Origin of the sequence: Providencia sp. PROV252, from assembly GCF_033676005.1 — a bacterium.
Classification (GTDB): Bacteria; Pseudomonadota; Gammaproteobacteria; order Enterobacterales; family Enterobacteriaceae; genus Providencia; species Providencia vermicola.
Map to the genome: position 1 here is coordinate 769,708 of NZ_CP096294.1, position 18,718 is coordinate 788,425.

The 18,718-nt window shown below is 38.7% G+C and carries 15 protein-coding genes; 8 read left to right on the forward strand and 7 right to left on the reverse strand.

Translation table 11 applies throughout. The annotated features are described in order from the left end of the window. Window positions 1–155: 155 nt before the first annotated feature. Window positions 156–1,181, forward strand: coding sequence for a MerR family transcriptional regulator (locus M1F05_RS03300; protein ID WP_206084540.1), 1,026 nt, complete (start codon window positions 156–158; stop codon window positions 1,179–1,181). 38 nt (window positions 1,182–1,219) lie between these two features. On the opposite strand, the gene M1F05_RS03305 is transcribed toward M1F05_RS03300, so the two are convergent. Together M1F05_RS03305 and metC are read right to left on the reverse strand one after the other, a co-directional pair. Beyond that, a complete protein-coding gene (locus tag M1F05_RS03305; RefSeq protein WP_206084541.1) occupies window positions 1,220–1,888 on the reverse strand; it encodes a DedA family protein in 669 nt (222 codons plus the stop codon). A gap of 150 nt (window positions 1,889–2,038) precedes the next feature. Continuing rightward, window positions 2,039–3,223: a cystathionine beta-lyase gene (metC, locus tag M1F05_RS03310; protein ID WP_206084542.1), complete on the reverse strand. Its 1,185-nt coding sequence runs from the start codon at window positions 3,221–3,223 to the stop codon at window positions 2,039–2,041. Between the two features lie 430 nt (window positions 3,224–3,653). On the opposite strand from metC, the gene exbB reads away from it, so the two are divergent. The 4 genes from exbB (at window position 3,654) to yedF (ending at window position 8,096) form a co-directional block, all read left to right on the forward strand. Beyond that, window positions 3,654–4,580: a tonB-system energizer ExbB gene (gene exbB, locus M1F05_RS03315; RefSeq protein WP_206084543.1), complete on the forward strand. Its 927-nt coding sequence runs from the start codon at window positions 3,654–3,656 to the stop codon at window positions 4,578–4,580. A 5-nt stretch (window positions 4,581–4,585) separates the two neighbouring features. After that, a complete protein-coding gene (gene exbD, locus M1F05_RS03320) occupies window positions 4,586–5,011 on the forward strand; it encodes a TonB system transport protein ExbD (protein WP_206084544.1) in 426 nt (141 codons plus the stop codon). A 1,634-nt stretch (window positions 5,012–6,645) separates the two neighbouring features. Beyond that, complete coding sequence (gene yedE / locus M1F05_RS03325) at window positions 6,646–7,860, forward strand: selenium metabolism membrane protein YedE/FdhT (RefSeq protein WP_206084790.1); 1,215 nt, start codon at window positions 6,646–6,648, stop codon at window positions 7,858–7,860. Next, on the forward strand, window positions 7,857–8,096 hold the full coding sequence (yedF, locus tag M1F05_RS03330) for a sulfurtransferase-like selenium metabolism protein YedF (RefSeq protein WP_206084545.1): 240 nt from the start codon (window positions 7,857–7,859) through the stop codon (window positions 8,094–8,096). The genes yedE and yedF overlap by 4 nt, the downstream gene beginning before the upstream one ends. An 867-nt stretch (window positions 8,097–8,963) precedes the next feature. On the opposite strand, the gene M1F05_RS03335 is transcribed toward yedF, so the two are convergent. Both M1F05_RS03335 and rdgC read right to left on the reverse strand, forming a co-directional pair. Further along, complete coding sequence (locus tag M1F05_RS03335; protein WP_206084546.1) at window positions 8,964–9,473, reverse strand: GNAT family N-acetyltransferase; 510 nt, start codon at window positions 9,471–9,473, stop codon at window positions 8,964–8,966. A 240-nt stretch (window positions 9,474–9,713) separates the two neighbouring features. Next, window positions 9,714–10,619, reverse strand: a complete 906-nt coding sequence (gene rdgC, locus M1F05_RS03340; RefSeq protein ID WP_206084547.1) for a recombination-associated protein RdgC — start codon at window positions 10,617–10,619, stop codon at window positions 9,714–9,716. A gap of 210 nt (window positions 10,620–10,829) precedes the next feature. Here rdgC and mak point away from each other — a divergent pair, with 210 nt between their 5' ends. Together mak and M1F05_RS03350 are read left to right on the forward strand one after the other, a co-directional pair. Then, window positions 10,830–11,735 carry a fructokinase gene (gene mak, locus M1F05_RS03345; RefSeq protein ID WP_206084548.1) on the forward strand — a complete coding sequence of 302 codons (906 nt, stop codon included), beginning with the start codon at window positions 10,830–10,832 and terminating at the stop codon, window positions 11,733–11,735. A 984-nt stretch (window positions 11,736–12,719) separates the two neighbouring features. After that, complete coding sequence (locus tag M1F05_RS03350; RefSeq protein WP_206084549.1) at window positions 12,720–14,669, forward strand: bifunctional 2',3'-cyclic-nucleotide 2'-phosphodiesterase/3'-nucleotidase; 1,950 nt, start codon at window positions 12,720–12,722, stop codon at window positions 14,667–14,669. 175 nt (window positions 14,670–14,844) lie between these two features. Here the strand turns inward: M1F05_RS03350 and M1F05_RS03355 are convergent, their stop codons facing one another. The 3 genes from M1F05_RS03355 to M1F05_RS03365 form a co-directional block, all read right to left on the reverse strand. Further along, entirely contained in the window at window positions 14,845–15,144 is a 300-nt protein-coding gene (locus tag M1F05_RS03355; protein WP_206084550.1) for a type 1 fimbrial protein, read from the reverse strand. 449 nt (window positions 15,145–15,593) lie between these two features. Next, window positions 15,594–16,193: a nitroreductase family protein gene (locus M1F05_RS03360; protein WP_206084551.1), complete on the reverse strand. Its 600-nt coding sequence runs from the start codon at window positions 16,191–16,193 to the stop codon at window positions 15,594–15,596. A 350-nt stretch (window positions 16,194–16,543) separates the two neighbouring features. After that, a complete protein-coding gene (locus M1F05_RS03365) occupies window positions 16,544–17,404 on the reverse strand; it encodes a MetQ/NlpA family ABC transporter substrate-binding protein (RefSeq protein WP_206084552.1) in 861 nt (286 codons plus the stop codon). A gap of 250 nt (window positions 17,405–17,654) precedes the next feature. On the opposite strand from M1F05_RS03365, the gene M1F05_RS03370 reads away from it, so the two are divergent. Next, window positions 17,655–18,689, forward strand: a complete 1,035-nt coding sequence (locus M1F05_RS03370) for an isopenicillin N synthase family dioxygenase (RefSeq protein WP_206084553.1) — start codon at window positions 17,655–17,657, stop codon at window positions 18,687–18,689. The last annotated feature ends 29 nt before the right edge of the window (window positions 18,690–18,718 follow it).

Here is an 18,718-nt window from a genome sequence, read left to right on the forward strand (position 1 = left end):
AATTGAGCCCCAGCGGTAGCCTGCCGACTGGGGCTTTTTTTATATATTGCTTACTTGAGGGGGAAAGGTGCAAAAAAAATAAAAAAAGGCAAAATGGTCATTGACTCTCACGTAACGTGAGGCCGTAACCTCAGTCTCACTTACAGGAGGAACGTATGCTATTTCAAGTGGGTGAAATCGCGGAAAAAACGGGGTTAACCATCCGAACACTTCATCATTATGAAGAAATTGGCTTATTGCTTCCAACTGCAAGAACCGATGCAGGTTACAGACTCTATAACATGCAATGTATTGAGCGATTAACGCAAATTCAATTACTGCGCCAAGTTGGAGTCAAACTCAAAAACATCGGTGAAATATTGGATGGTCAGAGTGGAGATATGACAAACCTTCTGCAGGAACGAATTGCTTTATTAACTGAACAAATGCAGCAAATGGCAACATTGCGTTTTCGGTTGGAGCAACTTCAAAAACAGATGCAAATGGGCGATACCTCAACTCAGGTCGATTGGTTCTCTGTATTGGAGATGATGACGATGTTTGATAAATATTTTACACCGCAAGAGTTAGAACAATTACCGCTATACACCGCACATACGCTGAAAAACCAAGAGTGGCAGCAACGAGTGGCGGCGGTGAATGCATTAATGCAACAAGGTATGACACCTCAATCAATTGAAGCACAGCAACTGGGGTATGAATGGATGGTCGCTCTGGAAAGAGATACGGGTGGAAACCCAGATTTTTTTGCAAGGTTGAATAAAATTCACTTAACAGACAACGCGTTAGCTTATTCATCAGGTATTTCTGAGTCAATGATCCAATTTGTTGCACAAGGGTTTAGTGAATATCAATTAGCGCTGTTTAAGCCCCATTTAACAGAAGAGCAGTTTGCGCTTGTTCGGCAACATTATTTTACTGCGGGGCAAGTTTGGCCTGAGCTGATTGCTGGGCTGCATAATGCATTGAAAGCACATAAATCTCCAGACTCACCTGAAGTACAAGTGCTGGCTCGTACATGGTTAGACATGTTTATTCAATTCACTGGAGGTGACCCAATCATTCAGGAAAAGATCCGCACAGTTTACCGTGAAGAACCTAAAGTTTCTCGAGGTACTTGGATGACGCCAGAAATCGGGCAATATTTATTTTCAGCGGTGAATATTTTGATGGGGAAATAATGCAAGTGGCCGCAATATTGCGGCCATAGATATTTGTGTTATTTATTGCTACTTAATGCCTTGCGGTGTTTCCAATACATCACAATAGAGCCAATTAATCCACTAATTAATAAGATAACAGGGATGATCATTAATGCGCTAATAACCACTTGCTCGTGCTCTTTTACAAACGGGATTTGGTTAAGGGCATAGCCTAAAGAAACGATAATACCTACCCACAAAAGTCCGCTTAGCCAATTGAAAAACTGAAAACGGCGATGGCTTAATTCAGAGAGCCCTGCAAGTAAAGGTAATAATGTACGAACAAAAGCTAAAAAACGACCAATAAGTAAGGCGTATAAACCTTGTTTATTAAACATATTATTTGCTTTTGCATGATACTCATCAGGAATTTGGGCTAGCCAACGCTTGACCGTTTTCGTTTCACTGAGCCATCTACCTTGCATAAACCCTAACCAACAACCCAAACTCGCAGCTGTGGCGAGCAATAAAATGGTTGGGATAAAGTGCAAAACTCCTTTGGCGATTAATGCGCCAGAAAGGATTAACAAGGTATCTCCAGGCAGAAAAGCGGCGGGAAGAACCCCATTTTCCAAAACAATAACAACAAAAAGTACGGTATAAATAACCCAAAGTACTTCGGGGTTGGAGAGTTTTAGGAAATCGTGATCCCAAAGCGCTAGTACGATTTCGCGTAGGACTTCCATAATCATTCCTGTATTTGTCTAAAAGCGAATTTCCTTATTTATATTACAGGAAAAAATAAGATTGGGTTTGATTTGTTTGGGGGTATTCATTCATTAGTCGATGAATTGCAGAAAACATTTTAGTGTTTTCTGCAATTTTCATTTTTTATTTTAAATGCGTTCAAAAGCCAATTGTAGGTCATCAATTAAATCTTGTGGGTGTTCAAGCCCCACGTGAACACGGAAAAAAGTCCCTTCGTTCAATTGAAAATCATATTGTCTCATGCTGAGTAAATCTTCTTTTTGGTAACCTAAAATTAGCGATTCAAATCCACCCCATGAATACCCCATTTTAAAATGAGCTAAATTTTCGATAAAAGCAGCGAACTGTTCAGTGGATAGGCGTGACTTAAGTTGAAAAGAAAATAAGCCATTACACCCTGAAAAATCCCGAATAAAGAATTCATGACCAGGCGAAGTTGGCAGGGCTGGATGAAAAACCTGTTCGACTTCGGGGCGTTCTTGCAGCCAGTTTGCTACTTGTATACTGTTTTCTTGGTGCTGTTTTAGGCGCGTAGGGAGGGTATGCAAACCACGATTAGCCATATAAACGGTATCGGGGTCTGCGGTTTGCCCAAGCAGATATGAATTTTCACGTAAAGTTTCGATGCAGCGCTTATTTGCTACTGCGACTCCTAACATGCCATCAGAATGCCCATTAATATATTTTGTTGCGGATTGTATTGAAATATCCACATCGAACAATAAAGGTTTGAGCAGGACACCCGCTGCCCATGTATTGTCAATCATAATGATGATTTCAGGTGCTTTGTTACGTATAGCTTGAACGAGAGCAGGTAAATCGTGGACTTCCATGGTAATTGAACCTGGAGATTCTAAAAAGACAATGCGCGTATTCGGTTGAATCAAATCTGTAATCTTTTCGCCAATGAGCGGGTCAAAGTAGGTCGTTTTAACCTGTAATTTGGTTAAAATATGGTCGCAAAAATTCTGTGTTGGGTCATAAGCGGAGCCTGTGACTAAAATGTGCTCTCCTGCAGAAATAAAGGATAAGATTGCATTGGTGATGGCAGCAGCACCTGATGGGTAAAGTACAGAACCTGCTCCACCTTCTAATTCAGCCATGGCTTCTTGGAAAGCAAAATGGGTTTGTGTGCCTCGGCGGCCATAAAAAAGCACACCATCCGCACGATGCCGAGTTGCATGACGTTTTTCTTCAAGCGTGTCAAAGATAATCGAAGATGCTCGTTGAATGACAGGATTTACACCTTTTTGTGTGAATTTAGGGTTCCGACCAATGTGCACTAATTGGGTTTCTGGTTTGGTGTTTGCCATGATCTTTCCTTTATGGTTTCAAATTTAGCCTATCCAGAGGCGTGGATACTATGACGTTAATGCATTCGTGGGGAAATGTAACTTGAGTTTTCTTCAGTATTACAAAGTTCAATAAATCGTATTGGTATAGAAGAAGGAGGGAGTATATTTGTCCATTGAATACCTTTATTGCATTAATAAGAATAAACAAGTAATACCCGTGTAATAGGCGTGGACTTCATTGTTTGAGAACAAAAAATATAAAAAAATTTGTGAATACTAATGATAATTACTATCAATTCGCGCTGTCTTTGATATCATCAGCACCGTCTTTTTGAAAAGAGACGAACAGCGCGAGTTAAATTTCGCTTTTAAAGGTTAGTCGATGAATGGCACAATCATCGATATGAATTTTTTTATACAACACTAAAAAGAGAGTAAAGGCCAACTGATGCGTAAACTAACAGCTTCTATTCTATTGGCGTTCGGCTTGATGGGGACGGCGGTCGCTGAAACCACACCAGCAACAACACCAGCTGCGTCTCAAAATACATCATCGACACCTGCTGCAAATCCTGCGGCGCCAATTACAGCACCAAATGGTGAAGTTGCTCCCGTATCTTCTGAGCCTGCAGTCAATACTGCTGTTGTGAATGAAAATATCGAAATTGCGACAGAGGCGCCAACAGGGGGTTTTGATCAGGATTTATCTGTTTGGGGTATGTACCAAAATGCGGATAATGTCGTGAAGACGGTGATGATAGGTTTGGTTATTGCATCAGTCATTACATGGGCACTCTTCTTCTCTAAAGGCCTCGAAATTTTAGTTGCTCGTCGTCGTTTAAAAGACGAAGCGAAAGCGATCGCAGAAGTGAAATCCCTTGATGAAGCCGTGAAAATTGCTGAAGGTTTCAAAGGAAATAGTATTACACGAATGCTGCTTAATGAAGCAGTAACAGAAAGAGCGTTATCGGCAAATAGTACCGACCTGTCTGGTACGAAAGAGCGGACGTCATTCCGCCTTGAAAGGGCCGTTGCTGCAATCAGCCGATATATGGGCCGTGGTAATGGTTACTTAGCGACTATTGGTGCTATCTCTCCTTTTGTTGGTTTGTTTGGAACGGTATGGGGCATCATGAATAGCTTTATCGGGATCGCTCATTCACAAACCACTAACTTAGCAGTGGTTGCGCCTGGTATCGCAGAGGCACTTCTTGCAACGGCAATTGGTCTTATCGCTGCGATCCCAGCAGTGGTAATTTATAACATTTTCGCCAGAATGATTAATAACTACCGTGGTCAGGTAGGGGATGTGGCTGCACAGTCTGCATTATTATTAGGGCGTGATCTTGATCTGGCAAATAGCAAAGCAAGGTAATTATTATGGCAATGCGTTTAGGTGACGAACAAGATGATAGCGGTGAAATGCATGAAATTAACGTAACACCGTTTATCGATGTGATGTTGGTTTTATTAATTATCTTCATGGTCGCGGCTCCCTTGGCAACTGTAGATATTAAAGTTGACTTACCTGCTTCAACCGCGAAGCCGCAGCCACGGCCAGAAAAACCTGTGTTCTTAACAGTTAAAGCGGATAGCCAGTTATTTATTGGCGATCAAGCTGTATCAAAAGAACAGCTTTCTGCAACACTTGACCAAGCAACAAGTTCAAATAAAGAAACAACGATCTTCTTCCAAGCAGATAAAAGTGTTGATTATGAAACGATGATGGATGTGATGAATGCATTACGCCAGTCGGGTTATCTAAAAATTGGCTTAGTTGGAATGGAAGCTACTTCGTCTAAATAGTCAATATCAACGATATCAACGATATCAGCGGTTATCACGCGTTTTATCTTTAAGGATAAAGCGCGTTTTTTATGAATCAAACAAAAGTGCATCAAAGCGAGTGTATAGCTGCCTGATTTTTCTATCGAATGCTAATTATTCTGTGTAATGTCATATTTATTTGTATGATTAAATCATGATTAAAAGATTTTTATCCTATATTCACGCGTTTTATTTGTGTTTGATTGAGAGGACAGAGCCTTAGTCGCATGTAAAATACTCTCTTATGGGGTATTTAGCGCTAAGATAAAGTGATAAAACAAGAAGTATATTAAAATAACTGATGAATATTCGATATTTTTTATCTGGCTTCAGATAAGGTAATTGAATGAAACCGTATTTCAACGTGACATTTTTGACTCAATTATAAGCTGAGCTTCTTTTTTTAATGCGGTTTTTCATTGAAAATGTAGCTTAGTGTAGTCTGAAATAGGGTGTATTTGACTACTTTCAATGTGATTAAACCAACAAAACATAACAAAAAATAAACCATTATATTTGAATGGTTTTATTAATAATGACTATTTTATCAATATAATAATTAAACCACATAAATCACATGGGTAAATTAAAAAATTAAAATTTAGATAAAATGATTGTTTTTTATGGGGAAATTTAGTTTTGATAGAATAGGTATATGGATGTAAATAAAAAAAGGATTATTTTTACTTCGAAGAAAGATAATGATTATGTAAATATTTTTTATGAAATTAGAATCGAGTATTTATTTTGAATATATTTACATCAGCACTTTATATTTAAAATAATATAAATATATTTAATTTAAATATAAAGTAAATAGTGAATGAATAGTAAATATGTATATATGTAAATAGATTGTAATATCTTAACAATAGGCGTTTTATGTTGCTTGGTTTCTTTAACTATTTGATATTTAGGTATTTGATTAAATTTAGATGACTTCTTAAGTTAAACAAAAAAACACTTGCGCAACCTAAGTGTTAGGCTATAATACAATCAATAACATTTGGAAACACTTTTAAATATTTTATTATACCAAGTTATTTATTTTTGAAATTTACTCGAGCTAGGGAAATAATCAAGCCATGCTAATTTTAAAAATAATTTAGATTAGCAAGATTTTAGGCTTTATATTAAAAGTAGATATAACTACTTAATTGGGTAACTCAGGTAGAACATTATATTTTTGAGTCAACATGAATGTTATTACTGGAGTCAAATGGGCTGACTACAGACTACGCATAGCAAGCGAAGCCAGAAATGGCAATTTCATATTATACTCCTCTATAGATAAAATAAGACTACATTTCCAGCGTTACCTTTAAGGTAACGCTTTTTTTTTACTCAATATTTTATCGTATAATAAATGTGTATTTTTTCGCACCAATAACATAATCAGAATGGAATAACCGCCAATCTAGCACCAAATGTCCCTTAATAATGCAGAAAATCAATCTTTTCCCTATTTTTTGATAAAAGAACTTCACGAAAAGAAATATCCGCGTATGATATTTTCACTTCGCTGTGGGGCATCGATATAACAGATTATAAAGATAATTATACAACGGCGAATTTCTCTGCCAGGATCTGGCGTGAATAAATTGGATGTAACAATGACTTGGTCTGATTTCAAATCTCACTATCTCATCGGTTTTTGGAAACCTTTGCCCGCAGTGATTGCCGCAGGTATTTTATCAACCTACTACTTTGGCTTAACGGGTACATTTTGGGCCGTTACGGGTGAGTTCACTCGCTGGGGTGGACACATTATGCAACTCTTTGGCGCTCATCCAGAAACGTGGGGTTATTTCAAAGTCATTGGCTTTGAAGGATCACCACTTGATCGTATCGATGGCGTCATGATTATTGGTATGTTTGCGGGGTGTTTTGCCGCAGCGCTTTGGGCCAATAATATTAAATTACGAATGCCACAGCATCGTATTCGCATTTTCCAAGCTATTCTTGGTGGTATTATTGCTGGATTTGGTGCGCGTTTAGCGATGGGATGTAATTTGGCAGCATTCTTTACTGGGATCCCTCAGTTTTCTCTACACGCATGGTATTTCGCTGTTGCGACTGCGGCAGGGTCATATTTTGGCGCTAAGTTTACATTGATGCCGATGTTTAGGATCCCAGTCAAACTGAAAAAAGTCAGTGCGGCATCACCATTAACGCAAAATCATGATGTGGCGAAACGACGCTTTAAGTTAGGGATGATTATTTTTACCTTAGCATTGGCGTGGGGTTTTTATACCTTGCTTGACTCTCCAGTGATGGGTTTTGCTATCCTTTGTGGAATTGGCTTCGGCTTATTAATTGAACGAGCTCAAATTTGTTTTACTTCTGCTTTTCGTGATTTATGGATCACCGGTCGAACCCATATGGCTAAAGCCATTATTATTGGGATGGCTGTCAGTGCGATTGGTATCTTTAGCTATGTTCAATTGGGGGCTACACCTAAAATTTTATGGGCAGGCCCAAATGCAGTGATTGGCGGCTTACTATTTGGTTTTGGTATTGTCCTAGCGGGTGGCTGTGAAACAGGTTGGATGTACCGAGCAGTGGAAGGCCAGGTTCACTATTGGTGGGTTGGTTTTGGTAATATTATTGGTGCCACTATCCTCGCTTATTATTGGGATGATTTAGGCCCTTGGTTAGCGACCGATTTTGACAAAGTGAATTTATTAGAGACCTTTGGGCCACAAGGTGGTCTGTTGGTGACGTATGCATTATTGGCAGTGGCTTTTGTGCTGATGTTAGTCTGGGAGAAGCACTTTTTCCGTAAGCGTACACAAAAATCACAGCAAACATCAGCGGAGGCAATATGAGTAAGAAAGAAATTATCCCTGATTATCGTTTAGATATGGTCGGGGAACCTTGCCCATACCCTGCAGTCGCAACATTAGAAGCGATGCCATCACTAAAAAGTGGCGAAATATTAGAAGTGGTAAGCGATTGCCCACAATCCATTAATAATATTCCGTTAGATGCAAAAAACTACGGCTATACGGTTTTGGATATCCAGCAAGATGGGCCGACGATACGTTATCTTATCCAAAAATAACGGATACCCGAGATACCCGTCATACTTTGCGCCGCAGCGTTGTTGACTGCGCTCACAGGCTCTAGTCACATACTTTAGTATGCTCCTAGAGCCTATTCGATTGTCGCCTAGCTGCAACACAAATTATTTAGGGTATCTTGGCGGTATGATAGGCCATATCATTCGTTGATTGACGAGGTGAATTCTTGCCGCCGCGTTATTGACTGCACTCACAGGCTCTAGTCACATACTTTAGTATGCTCCTAGAGCTTGTTCGGTGGTCGCCTAGCTGCAACACAAATTATTTAGGGTATCTTGGCGGTATGATAGGTCATATCATTCGTTGATTGACGAGATGAATTCTTGCCGCCGCGTTGTTGACTGCACTCACAGGCTCTAGTCACATACTTTAGTATGCTCCTAGAGCTTGTTCGGTGGTCGCCTAGCTGCAACACAAATTATTTAGGGTATCTTGGCGGTATGATAGGCCATATCAATCGTTGATTGACGAGATGAATTCTTGCCGCCGCGTTGTTGACTGCACTCATAGGCTCTAGTCACATACTTTAGTATGCTCCTAGAGCCTGTTCGGTGGTCGCCTAGCTGCAACACAAATTATTTAGGGTATCTTGGCGGTATGATAGGCCATATCATTCGTTGATTGACGAGGTGAATTCTTGCCGTCGCGTTATTGACTGCACTCATAGGCTCTAGTCACATCCCTATGATTGCTCCCCATATTTCAAGTGGTGGCTTTGTTGGCTTCGTTAGTCACATACTTGTGTATGCTCCGCGTATCCTCACTCGCCGTCTTGCCACCTCATGACTATTTAGAGCAATGCAGTGATTATCATGATGCAATGCATTCATATTTTGAATTAGTGGTGGTTATTCGTCCTGCCAGCTAGCAATATCTAACACCAGCTCACATTCATCATCGATGTATCCGCCAGTTGGAATAAACCCCAGTTTTTTATAAAACTCAAATGGGCTTTCTTCCCCTTCACCACAGCTATTATAAAGGCGTGGATAACCTTTCTTTTTTAGATAACGTATTACTTGGATTAATGCTTCGCGACCAAAGCCTAATTTTTGGTAAGGCTCCGCTATCATGAAGCGCCAGAGCATGATGCCATCATATTCGAGCTCGTCATCATCTAAACCAGAGTGCAGCATGATAAATCCAACGGGGGTATCATCCGCATAAATCCCTCTGTACCAGGCACAGTCTGAAAACTGTGCCTCAACCATTGAGTAAGCATTATCAGCAACCATATTACGTTGTGCTTCACTCAGTGTGTGGCTAAGTAGGCAAATTTCTGAGAAATTGTCCGCAGTGATTTTTTGTAAGGTAACTAATGAATTTTCATCCACTTCAGGTTCGATAAGCTCTTTCATGACTATTCCTTCGATAGAATATTGACCATAATTCCAATAATGGAGGCTGATATTTATTATTTTTATTTAACAAATTTGAAACTAAAGTAAATTTGTTACAGGGTTGTAATTTAATCAACCAGAGATTTCACAACCAGTCAATGACTTAATTGTGGCTATGCAAGCGGAGTCTAAAAAGAAATGGCAACTTACTTTTTAGTGCGTTGCCATCGTGAGATAAGAAAGAAAATTTAAGAAGGGTTAGTGTTCTGCTTCACCGCCCAGAACATCAATCAAGCGAGCGATTAAGGCGCTCAGTTCGCTTGTCATTAGAACATAATCCGCATCAAATTTTTGTGCGTAATCTTCTTTGCCGATGTCGTCATTTTGGTCTTTCAATGTATCACTGAATTTAAGTCTTTTTAGCGAACCATCATCAGATAACATAAATTGAATGCGCTCTTCCCAATCTAAAGCGAGCTTCGTGACGAGTTTACCTGCCTCGATATGTGTCGCAATTTCATCAGAGATCAGATCTTGCTTCTTACAGCGAATAATTCCGCCTTCTTCTAAGATAGCTTTTAGCTCAGCTTCATCCATCACAGCAAAGCCTTGAGGGAGTGAGCCTGAACGGATCCATTCGGTGAGTGTGAGTTCAATTGGGTCTTTAAATGTAAGAGGAACAACAGGAAGAGAGCCTAAACTTTTACGTAATAAGGCTAAGTTATCTTCAGCGCGTTTCGCACTTGCTGCATCGACAATAATGAGTTGATTGACGGTATCAATCCAAATATAGGTTTTGCTAAATTTACTGAATGCGCGAGGTAGTAAGGTGTGAACGACTTCGTCTTTTAAGGCATCTTTTTCAGTTTTTTTGAGTTTTCGGCCTTGGTCTGCTTCGAGTTTCTCTATTTTGTCCTGTACTTCTTGTTTAATGACAGGAGATGGCAGCATTTTTTCTTCTTTTTTAGCACAAATCAGAATTTGGTTACCTGCAGCGTGGGTTAAGGCATCTGCACCATTCATCGGCGCGACCCAACCTGTTTGCATCATGTCTTGGCTGCCGCAAGGGTGATAGGCAAGTGCGGCAAGTTGTTTTTCCAGATCGTCTGCAGAGAGTGCCAAATCTCGATTCAGGCGATAGACCAATATATTCTTGAACCACATGAAAAACCTACCTTTGTTGATAAATAGCCAGTTAGAGCAGGGGCCTATGATAACGAATTGTCGGTTATTAAGCGAAAAAAATATATTTGGCCTAAGGTCCTATTAAGGAAGTTAAGCAATCCCTCAGTTTTTATCTCTTATACTTGAAAAAAGCATCCTAGACAGGTCATGATGGTGAAGATAAACAAGAAAATCAAAGAGAGCTGCGCAATGAGAATAGGAATTGACCTAGGTGGCACGAAAATTGAAGTGATTGCATTAGATGATGATGGTGAAACCTTATTTCGTAAGCGTGTTTCAACACCAAAAGGCGACTATCCTGCAACACTCAGCGCTATTGTCGGTTTGGTAAATGATGCGGAAACGGCAACTGGGCAAACAGGAAGTGTGGGAGTTGGAATTCCAGGCACCTTATCTCCTGTGACTGGAAAAGTGAAAAATGCCAATTCAACATGGCTGAATGGCCAGTTTTTTGATGCCGATTTAGGAAAATTATTAGGGCGTGAAGTTAAAGTCGCGAATGATGCGAATTGTTTAGCGGTATCCGAAGCGGTTGATGGCGCAGGTGCGGGGGCAAAAGTGGTCTTTGCCGTGATCATTGGGACGGGGTGTGGCGCAGGTATTGCACTTGATGGGCAAGTACACTCAGGCGGCAATGGCGTAGCAGGGGAATGGGGACACAATCCATTACCCTGGCAAGATGATAGCGACAGGCAGTTCTTATCAAATGAAAACTGCTATTGTGGCTTAACAGGCTGCACAGAGTTGTTTGTCTCTGGGACAGGCTTTATGGCCGATTATGCTAAATTATCGGGTGAGGCAAAAATAGGTTTAGACATTGTTAAGTTAGCCCAAGAAGGGGATAAATTTGCTAAAATTGCGATGGATAATTATTTGAATCGACTAGCAAAAGCATTAGGGCAGGCGATCAATATGCTTGACCCTGATGTCATCGTGTTAGGGGGAGGAATGAGTAACGTAGATAGCCTCTATGAAGAGCTACCCACACGCATTCGCTCATGGGTATTTGGGCGTGAGTGTGATACACCCATTCGTAAAGCGGTGCATGGCGATTCGAGCGGGGTACGCGGCGCGGCTTGGCTATTTTCGTCCTAATTTACGTTGTGGCGGTGTTAGCTGCACTCGGCTACTCAGGTCACATACTTGTGTATGCTCCCTGAGCTAGCCTCCTTTGCCGCCTAGCCACACCGAAAATTAGTTAGAAAATAATAGGGTTCTCTATTTGTCCTAATTTACGTTGTGGCGGTGTCAGTTGTACTCGGCTACTCATTTTTTCATCATACTTCAAGCTGTGACTACGTTGGCTTCATTCAGCCACCCTAGTCACATACTTGTGTATGCTCCTAGGGATGTCTTCATTTTGCCGCCTTGCCACAACTCGAATTATTTAGAAAAAAGTGTGGATGTGATGAAAATTAACAAGAAATAGAGTTTTACGTTGTGGCTGTGTTAGCTGCACTCAGCTACTCATTTTTTCATCATACTTCAAGCTATGACTACGTTGGCTTCATTTAGCCACCCTAGTCACATACTTGTGTATGCTCCTAGGGATGTCTTCATTTTGCCGCCTTGCCACAACTCGAATTATTTAGAAAAAAGCGTGGATGTGATGAAAATTAACAAGAAATAGAGTGTTAGTTTTCATGTTTAAATAATCATCTTTTATTGCTTAAATTAAATTTATATTAATTAAAAATTAAATAATACGTATATTTATAAAACATAAAATTTAAGTTAAATAAGTTTCTCAATACTAAGTGATATCAATCACAATTCTTTTTTTCCTACGAAAATTATTCACAAAACACTAAAAAAATAATTTCAGTTATTTGGCGTGAATTTGTCATGAATAATTCATTTTTGTGACAGATATAAAAATCAGGCTCGATAAAAAGATGAAAACCGTGATTTAGTCACAAAAAATGGTTACTGTTTGCAGTGTATTATCATTAAAAATTGACGTTATGCACATTGTGTAAAATTTTAATGTCATTTTGTTGGTTATTTGCTCAATGGCATAAGGTGTGTATACGGATTCGAGAGGCAATTTTCTCTCAATAAGGCAACTAAGGGGATCAAATGAATAAAGTATTGAAGCTCTCAACACTTGCTATGTTAGTCGCATTTAATGCGAACGCGGCAACGGTTGATTTACGTGTTATGGAAACATCAGACGTTCACAGTAACCTTGTAGACTTCGACTATTATAAAGATAAACCAACAGAACAATTTGGTTATGTTCGTACTGCGACTTTAATTAAAGCGGCAAAACAAGAAGCTACAAACGCTGTACTCGTGGATAACGGAGACTTAATCCAAGGTAGCCCACTGGCTGACTATATCGTTGGTGAAGGCCTAAAAGATGGCGAATCTCACCCTGCGCACAAACTACTGAATACAATGGGTTACACCGTCGGTAACTTTGGTAACCATGAGTTCAACTTTGGATTAGATTTCTTGCATAAAGCCATTGAGGGGGCAAAATTCCCATATATCAATGCCAATATTATTGATGCAAAAACAGGTAAAAACTACTTCAACCCATACATTATTGTTGATACGCCAGTTAAAGATAGAGACGGGAAAACGCATACCATTAAAGTGGGTTACATCGGTTTTGTTCCACCTCAAATTCTTATTTGGGATAAACCAAACTTAGAAGGCAAAGTTTTAGTTAATGACATTACTGAAACGGCGAAAAAATTTGTGCCTCAAATGAAAAAAGAAGGCGCTGATTTAGTTGTTGCTATTCCTCACTCAGGTTTCTCTCAAGAGCCTTACAAGGCAATGGCTGAAAACTCCGTGTATTACCTCAGTGAAGTCCCAGGAATTGACGCCATTATGTTTGGTCACTCACATGGTGTGTTCCCAAGCAAAGACTTTAGCGATATCAAAGGTGTCGACATTGCAAAAGGAACTGTCAATGGTGTTCCAGCTGTTATGCCAGGTCAATGGGGGGATCATTTAGGGGTTGTCGATTTAGTGGTTAGCAATGACGATGGTGCATGGAAAGTGGTTGATGCAACAGCACATGCTCGCCCTGTTTATGACAAACCAAATAAAAAAGCCCTTGTTGAACGTGATGGCGACCTTGCGAAAATTATCGAAAAAGAGCACGAAGATACCCGTAAGTTTGTCGGTAAACATATTGGTAAAGCGTCTGAAAACATGTACAGCTTCTTAGCGTTGGTGCAAAGTGACCCAACGGTACAAATTGTCAATGATGCGCAAATCGATTACACCAAAAATTTCATTCAGGGTGACCCTGATCTGGCCGATTTACCCGTGTTAGCAGCAGCCGCACCGTTTAAAGCGGGTGGTCGTAAGAATTCACCAACTGAATTTATTGAAGTCGAAAAAGGTGATTTAACGTTCCGTAATGCAGCGGATCTTTACCTGTATCCAAACACGTTAGTTGTGGTTAAAGCAACGGGGGCGGATGTGGTTGAATGGCTAGAATGTTCTGCGGGTATGTATAACCAAATCGACCCACAATCAACGGCGCCACAAAGCTTGCTGAACTGGAACGGTTTCAGAACGTATAACTTCGACACAATAAGTGGCGTGGATTATCAAATCGACCTGACCCAGCCTGCGAAATATGATGTTGATTGCCAAACCGTGAATAAAGATGCTAACCGAATCAAAAACGTCACTTACCAAGGTAAACCGATTGATCCAAAAGCAACTTTCTTAGTGGCAACCAACAACTATCGTGGCTACGGTGGTAAATTCGCAGGTACAGGTGATAGTAATATTGCATTTGCTTCTCCAGATGAAAACCGTTCAATTTTAGCCGCGTATATTGCTAAAGTGTCTAAAGAAAAAGGTGAAATTTCAACGAAAGCGGCAAACAACTGGTCATTTACACCAATTAAGACAGACAAAAAACTGGATGTTCGCTTTGAAACTGCACCAAGTGAAAAAGCGGCTAACTTTATTAAAGAAAATGCACAGTATCCAATGAAAAAAGTGGGTACTGATGACATTGGTTTCGCTATCTACCAAGTGGATTTAACGGCTAAGTAAGCGTTTTAATTAACGTTATAGTGAGCCTGCCCTATTGGGTGGGCTTTTTTATATTAATAAAATAAGAAAAATGGGGTAGGAAGATATTTTGATGGTAAATAAATAACGCTCGGCGCATTTTACTGACAACTATCGAAACACGTCGAGCGGTTATTGATTTTTGACACCTAATAAATTATTCATAAAACACATTCAACATAGGTAGTTTACTGAACTTATCGTATTCGACTTTAACATACTCAGATTCTATTTTTTTGCCATTTTTTAAAGAGCCTGTCATTGAAATGTCTTTTCCTTTTCGGTAGCACACAACATTGACACGTTCTTGGTCATTCGCATTTATAGCACATTGTGGTTCATACACAGAACCAGTGAATGTGATTGTCCCTCCTGATGAGTTATTACTAGCATAGGTGAAAGAACAACTTGAAATGATTATAGCAACTACAGATGTGAGTAAAGATAAACGTTTCATAGTCCACCCCCTAAATAACACTGAGAACAGTGTTTTTTTGCCTTCACTTTTAGTGTAGTTCAATTATTAGTAATGCAAACTAAATTTTCTAAATATATTTGGATTTTAGTATTGGAGCGATTTAGTTCATTGATAAACATCAAAATTTATTTGATTCTTATATCATTCGATTGATCGTTAATCATTGTTTTTTTTGAATTAATAGCAAAGAAGGGTAGTGTGAAATTATCTTTTTATTTAAGTTAAATTTTATTGGTAAATATGTTTTTTGAATTTATTGTTCCATTAAATAAACTTTAAATATAAAAGTAATTTGGTGTTCTATTTTCTTTATTAAGGTAATCGTTAGTGATGATTTATTTTGTGGGGGATTTAAGAAATGGTGAAAATAAAATGCCCTTATAAATAGTTTTATAAGGGCATTTATTTTAAAATCTTACTGTTTCATTTTATTTGAAAACTTTGAAACGTACATCGTCATCCATAAAGGCTTTATCACCTGCTGGCGCATTAATCGAACCAAATACCATTTGAGCACGTAAGACCCAATTAGCAGGTGTGTTCCACGTTTTTTGTACATCATTATCCACTAATGGATTGTAGTGTTGTAATGATGCGCCGATATTTTCTTGAGACAACGCAGTCCACACAGCGAATTGTGCAATACCACTTGCTTGCTCTGACCAAATTGGGAAGTTATCTGCATATAAAGGGAATTGCTCTTGCAAACCTTTTACAATGTCTTGGTCTTCAAAAAACAGGATAGAACCTGCTCCCGCTGCAAAACTATCAATTTTTTGTTCGGTAGCGGCAAAAGCTTGATCTGGCACAATTTTACGCAGAGCTTCTTTGGTCATATTCCATAATTTCTTATGTTCAGCGCCAAACAGAATGACCACACGCGAAGTTTGTGAATTAAACGACGATGGTGAATGCTTTACAGCTTCTTTAATTAATTTTGTTACGTGTTCTTCAGATACAGGTAAAGCATCGCCGAGGTTATAAATAGTACGACGATTTTTAATCATTTCGATAAATGCGTTAGACATTTTAGTCTCCTAGATCTTCATTAGCGCACGGCATTTTATAGAATCTATCTTAGAAGCCGCAGTTCGTTTCAATAGTAACTACTATAACGGGGGAAAGTTAAAATCATAGAAAAAAAATTTAACCGTAAGGTTCAAAATTTTAGGCTAAGATTTATTTTTATAAATAAGTAATAAATTCAATATATTAAATTTATTTTTTTGCAGTATTTAGTTTTTGATAAGTTAAAATAGGACATTGGGCATCAAATGGGTAGAAAAAAATTGAGGATATTAAAGGGGGAAAGATGTATCAAGATAAAGGGTCTAGCGGGGGCGTAATCCCGCTAGACAAAAATGATAACTAGTTTTACTTAATTGAGTTCACTGACATCTTTGGTAATTTCAATTTTGGTTCCACCAAAGTTATCAATGATATATTTTCTGACAGCTTCAGTGTGGTACAACTGTGCTAATTTAGCAAATTTAGGGTCATCTTTATTATCCGATTTTACGACTAATAAATTAATATTGTTCTTTATAGTGTCATCATTTTGTTCTCTAAATAAAGAATCTTTTAACACATTAAGTCCACCTTCTTGTGCTGCAGTATTACCGATAATGGCAATATCGACATCAGGCAAAGCTCTTGGGCCATGTGCATATTTTATTTGTCTAAATACCAAATCTTTTGGGTTTGAAATAATATCATTAGTCGATCCAGTCGCTTGATTAAAATCAGGTTTTAATGTGATTAATTGAGCCTTTTCAAGTAATTTTAGTGCGCGTATATGATTAGCTGCATCATTAGGGATAGCCACAATGGCTTGTTTAGGCAAATCTGCAAGGTTTTTATGTTTTACCGAATAAATGCCCATTGGTTCAAAATAAGTGGTGGAAATCGCGGCCAATTTATTATTATGGTTTTTATTGAAGTCTTTTAAAAAACCCCATGATTGAAATGCATTGACATCAACGTCCCCATCAATTGTTGCCACATTAAGTGTGATCCCATCATCAATGATTTTGACATCAATATCTAAATTTGCTTCTTTCGCACTTGGAGATTGCGCAATAAATTTCCATATATCAGCATCACTTCCATGGCTGCCAATAATAATTTTTTGCGATGTTTGTTCTTGCTGATTTGGCTTATCGGTTGAACTTTCCTCTTGTGAACAAGCGGTTAGCGTAGAAAATGACAAAGCTAATAATAATGCAGATATTTTTTTCATTCGATTATCTCTAATAATTTTTGTTGGTGATATCTAATCAAACAAAAATAGTTTTTTATAAATAATATTTTATTCAGACTCTAAGCTTTTGGTTATATACAGAAAATACACATGGACTCATTCGAAATTGTTATATCGATATAGTTTTAAATTATTTTTAGCAATATTTATTGTGGTATCTAATCAGATATTAAAAATAAACGTGAAAATTCTTCACCATCTAAAAAATAATTTAAAAGGTTGATTAATTATGTCTTTAACACAATTGCCTATTATTGATTTACATGAACTTGATAATCCTGAAACCAGAGATGACTTTTATAAAAAGCTACGTTTTATCGCTCGTGAAATCGGTTTCTTTTATTTAGTTGGTCATAACATTACACCAGAATCTCGTGAGCAGCTCTTAACCACGACAAAACAATTTTTTGCCTTACCAAAGGCAGAAAAAGAAACGATTTCTATGGCGCATTCTCGCCATTTTCGCGGCTACACTGCGTCAACAGAAGAAAGCACTCGAAATCAGCCTGATTACCGTGAACAAATTGATATTGGTGAAGAGTTACCCGCGCTCGAACTGACAGAAAATGACCCAATTTGGTTTAACTTACATGGACCAAACCAATGGCCTCAGGCCTTACCCGAGCTGAAACAGCAAGCGCTGGCATGGCAAAGTGATATGCGTGCCATTGCAGTGAAGCTCATCAAAGCATTTTTGGTTGCTTTAGATCTCCCTGAAAATAGCTTTGAGCACATTATTGCTGAACCTGCCCAGCATTTATTGAAGCTTATACACTATCCCGCGAGAGAAGATAATAACGATGGAGAACAAGGTGTTGGTGCTCATAAAGATGCAGGTATTTTAACCTTATTGTGGCAAGACAACAGTGGCGGCCTACAAGTCGAAACGGATAATGGCTGGATTGATGTCGCGCCATTGGAAAATGCATTTGTTGTAAATATTGGTGAAGTGTTTGAATTAGCAACTAACGGTTATTTACGAGCTAACGTGCACCAAGTTGTGAGAAAGAAAAACAGTGATTCCCGTTATTCCATCGCTTATTTTATTACCCCAAGTGTGTTTGCTGATGAAGTGCCATTATTAACCTTACCAAGTTATTTAGCACAACAAGCTTTAGGGCCTGATAGCGATCCTCTCAACCCTTTATTTACCAATTTAGGAAAAAATGTGATTAAAGGCCGTTTACGTTCACATTTAGCTGTAACACGCAGATTTTACCCTGCGGAATATGCGCAAATAATAAATAACAGTAATATCCTATAACGAATAGAACAAATTGACATTGATAAAAG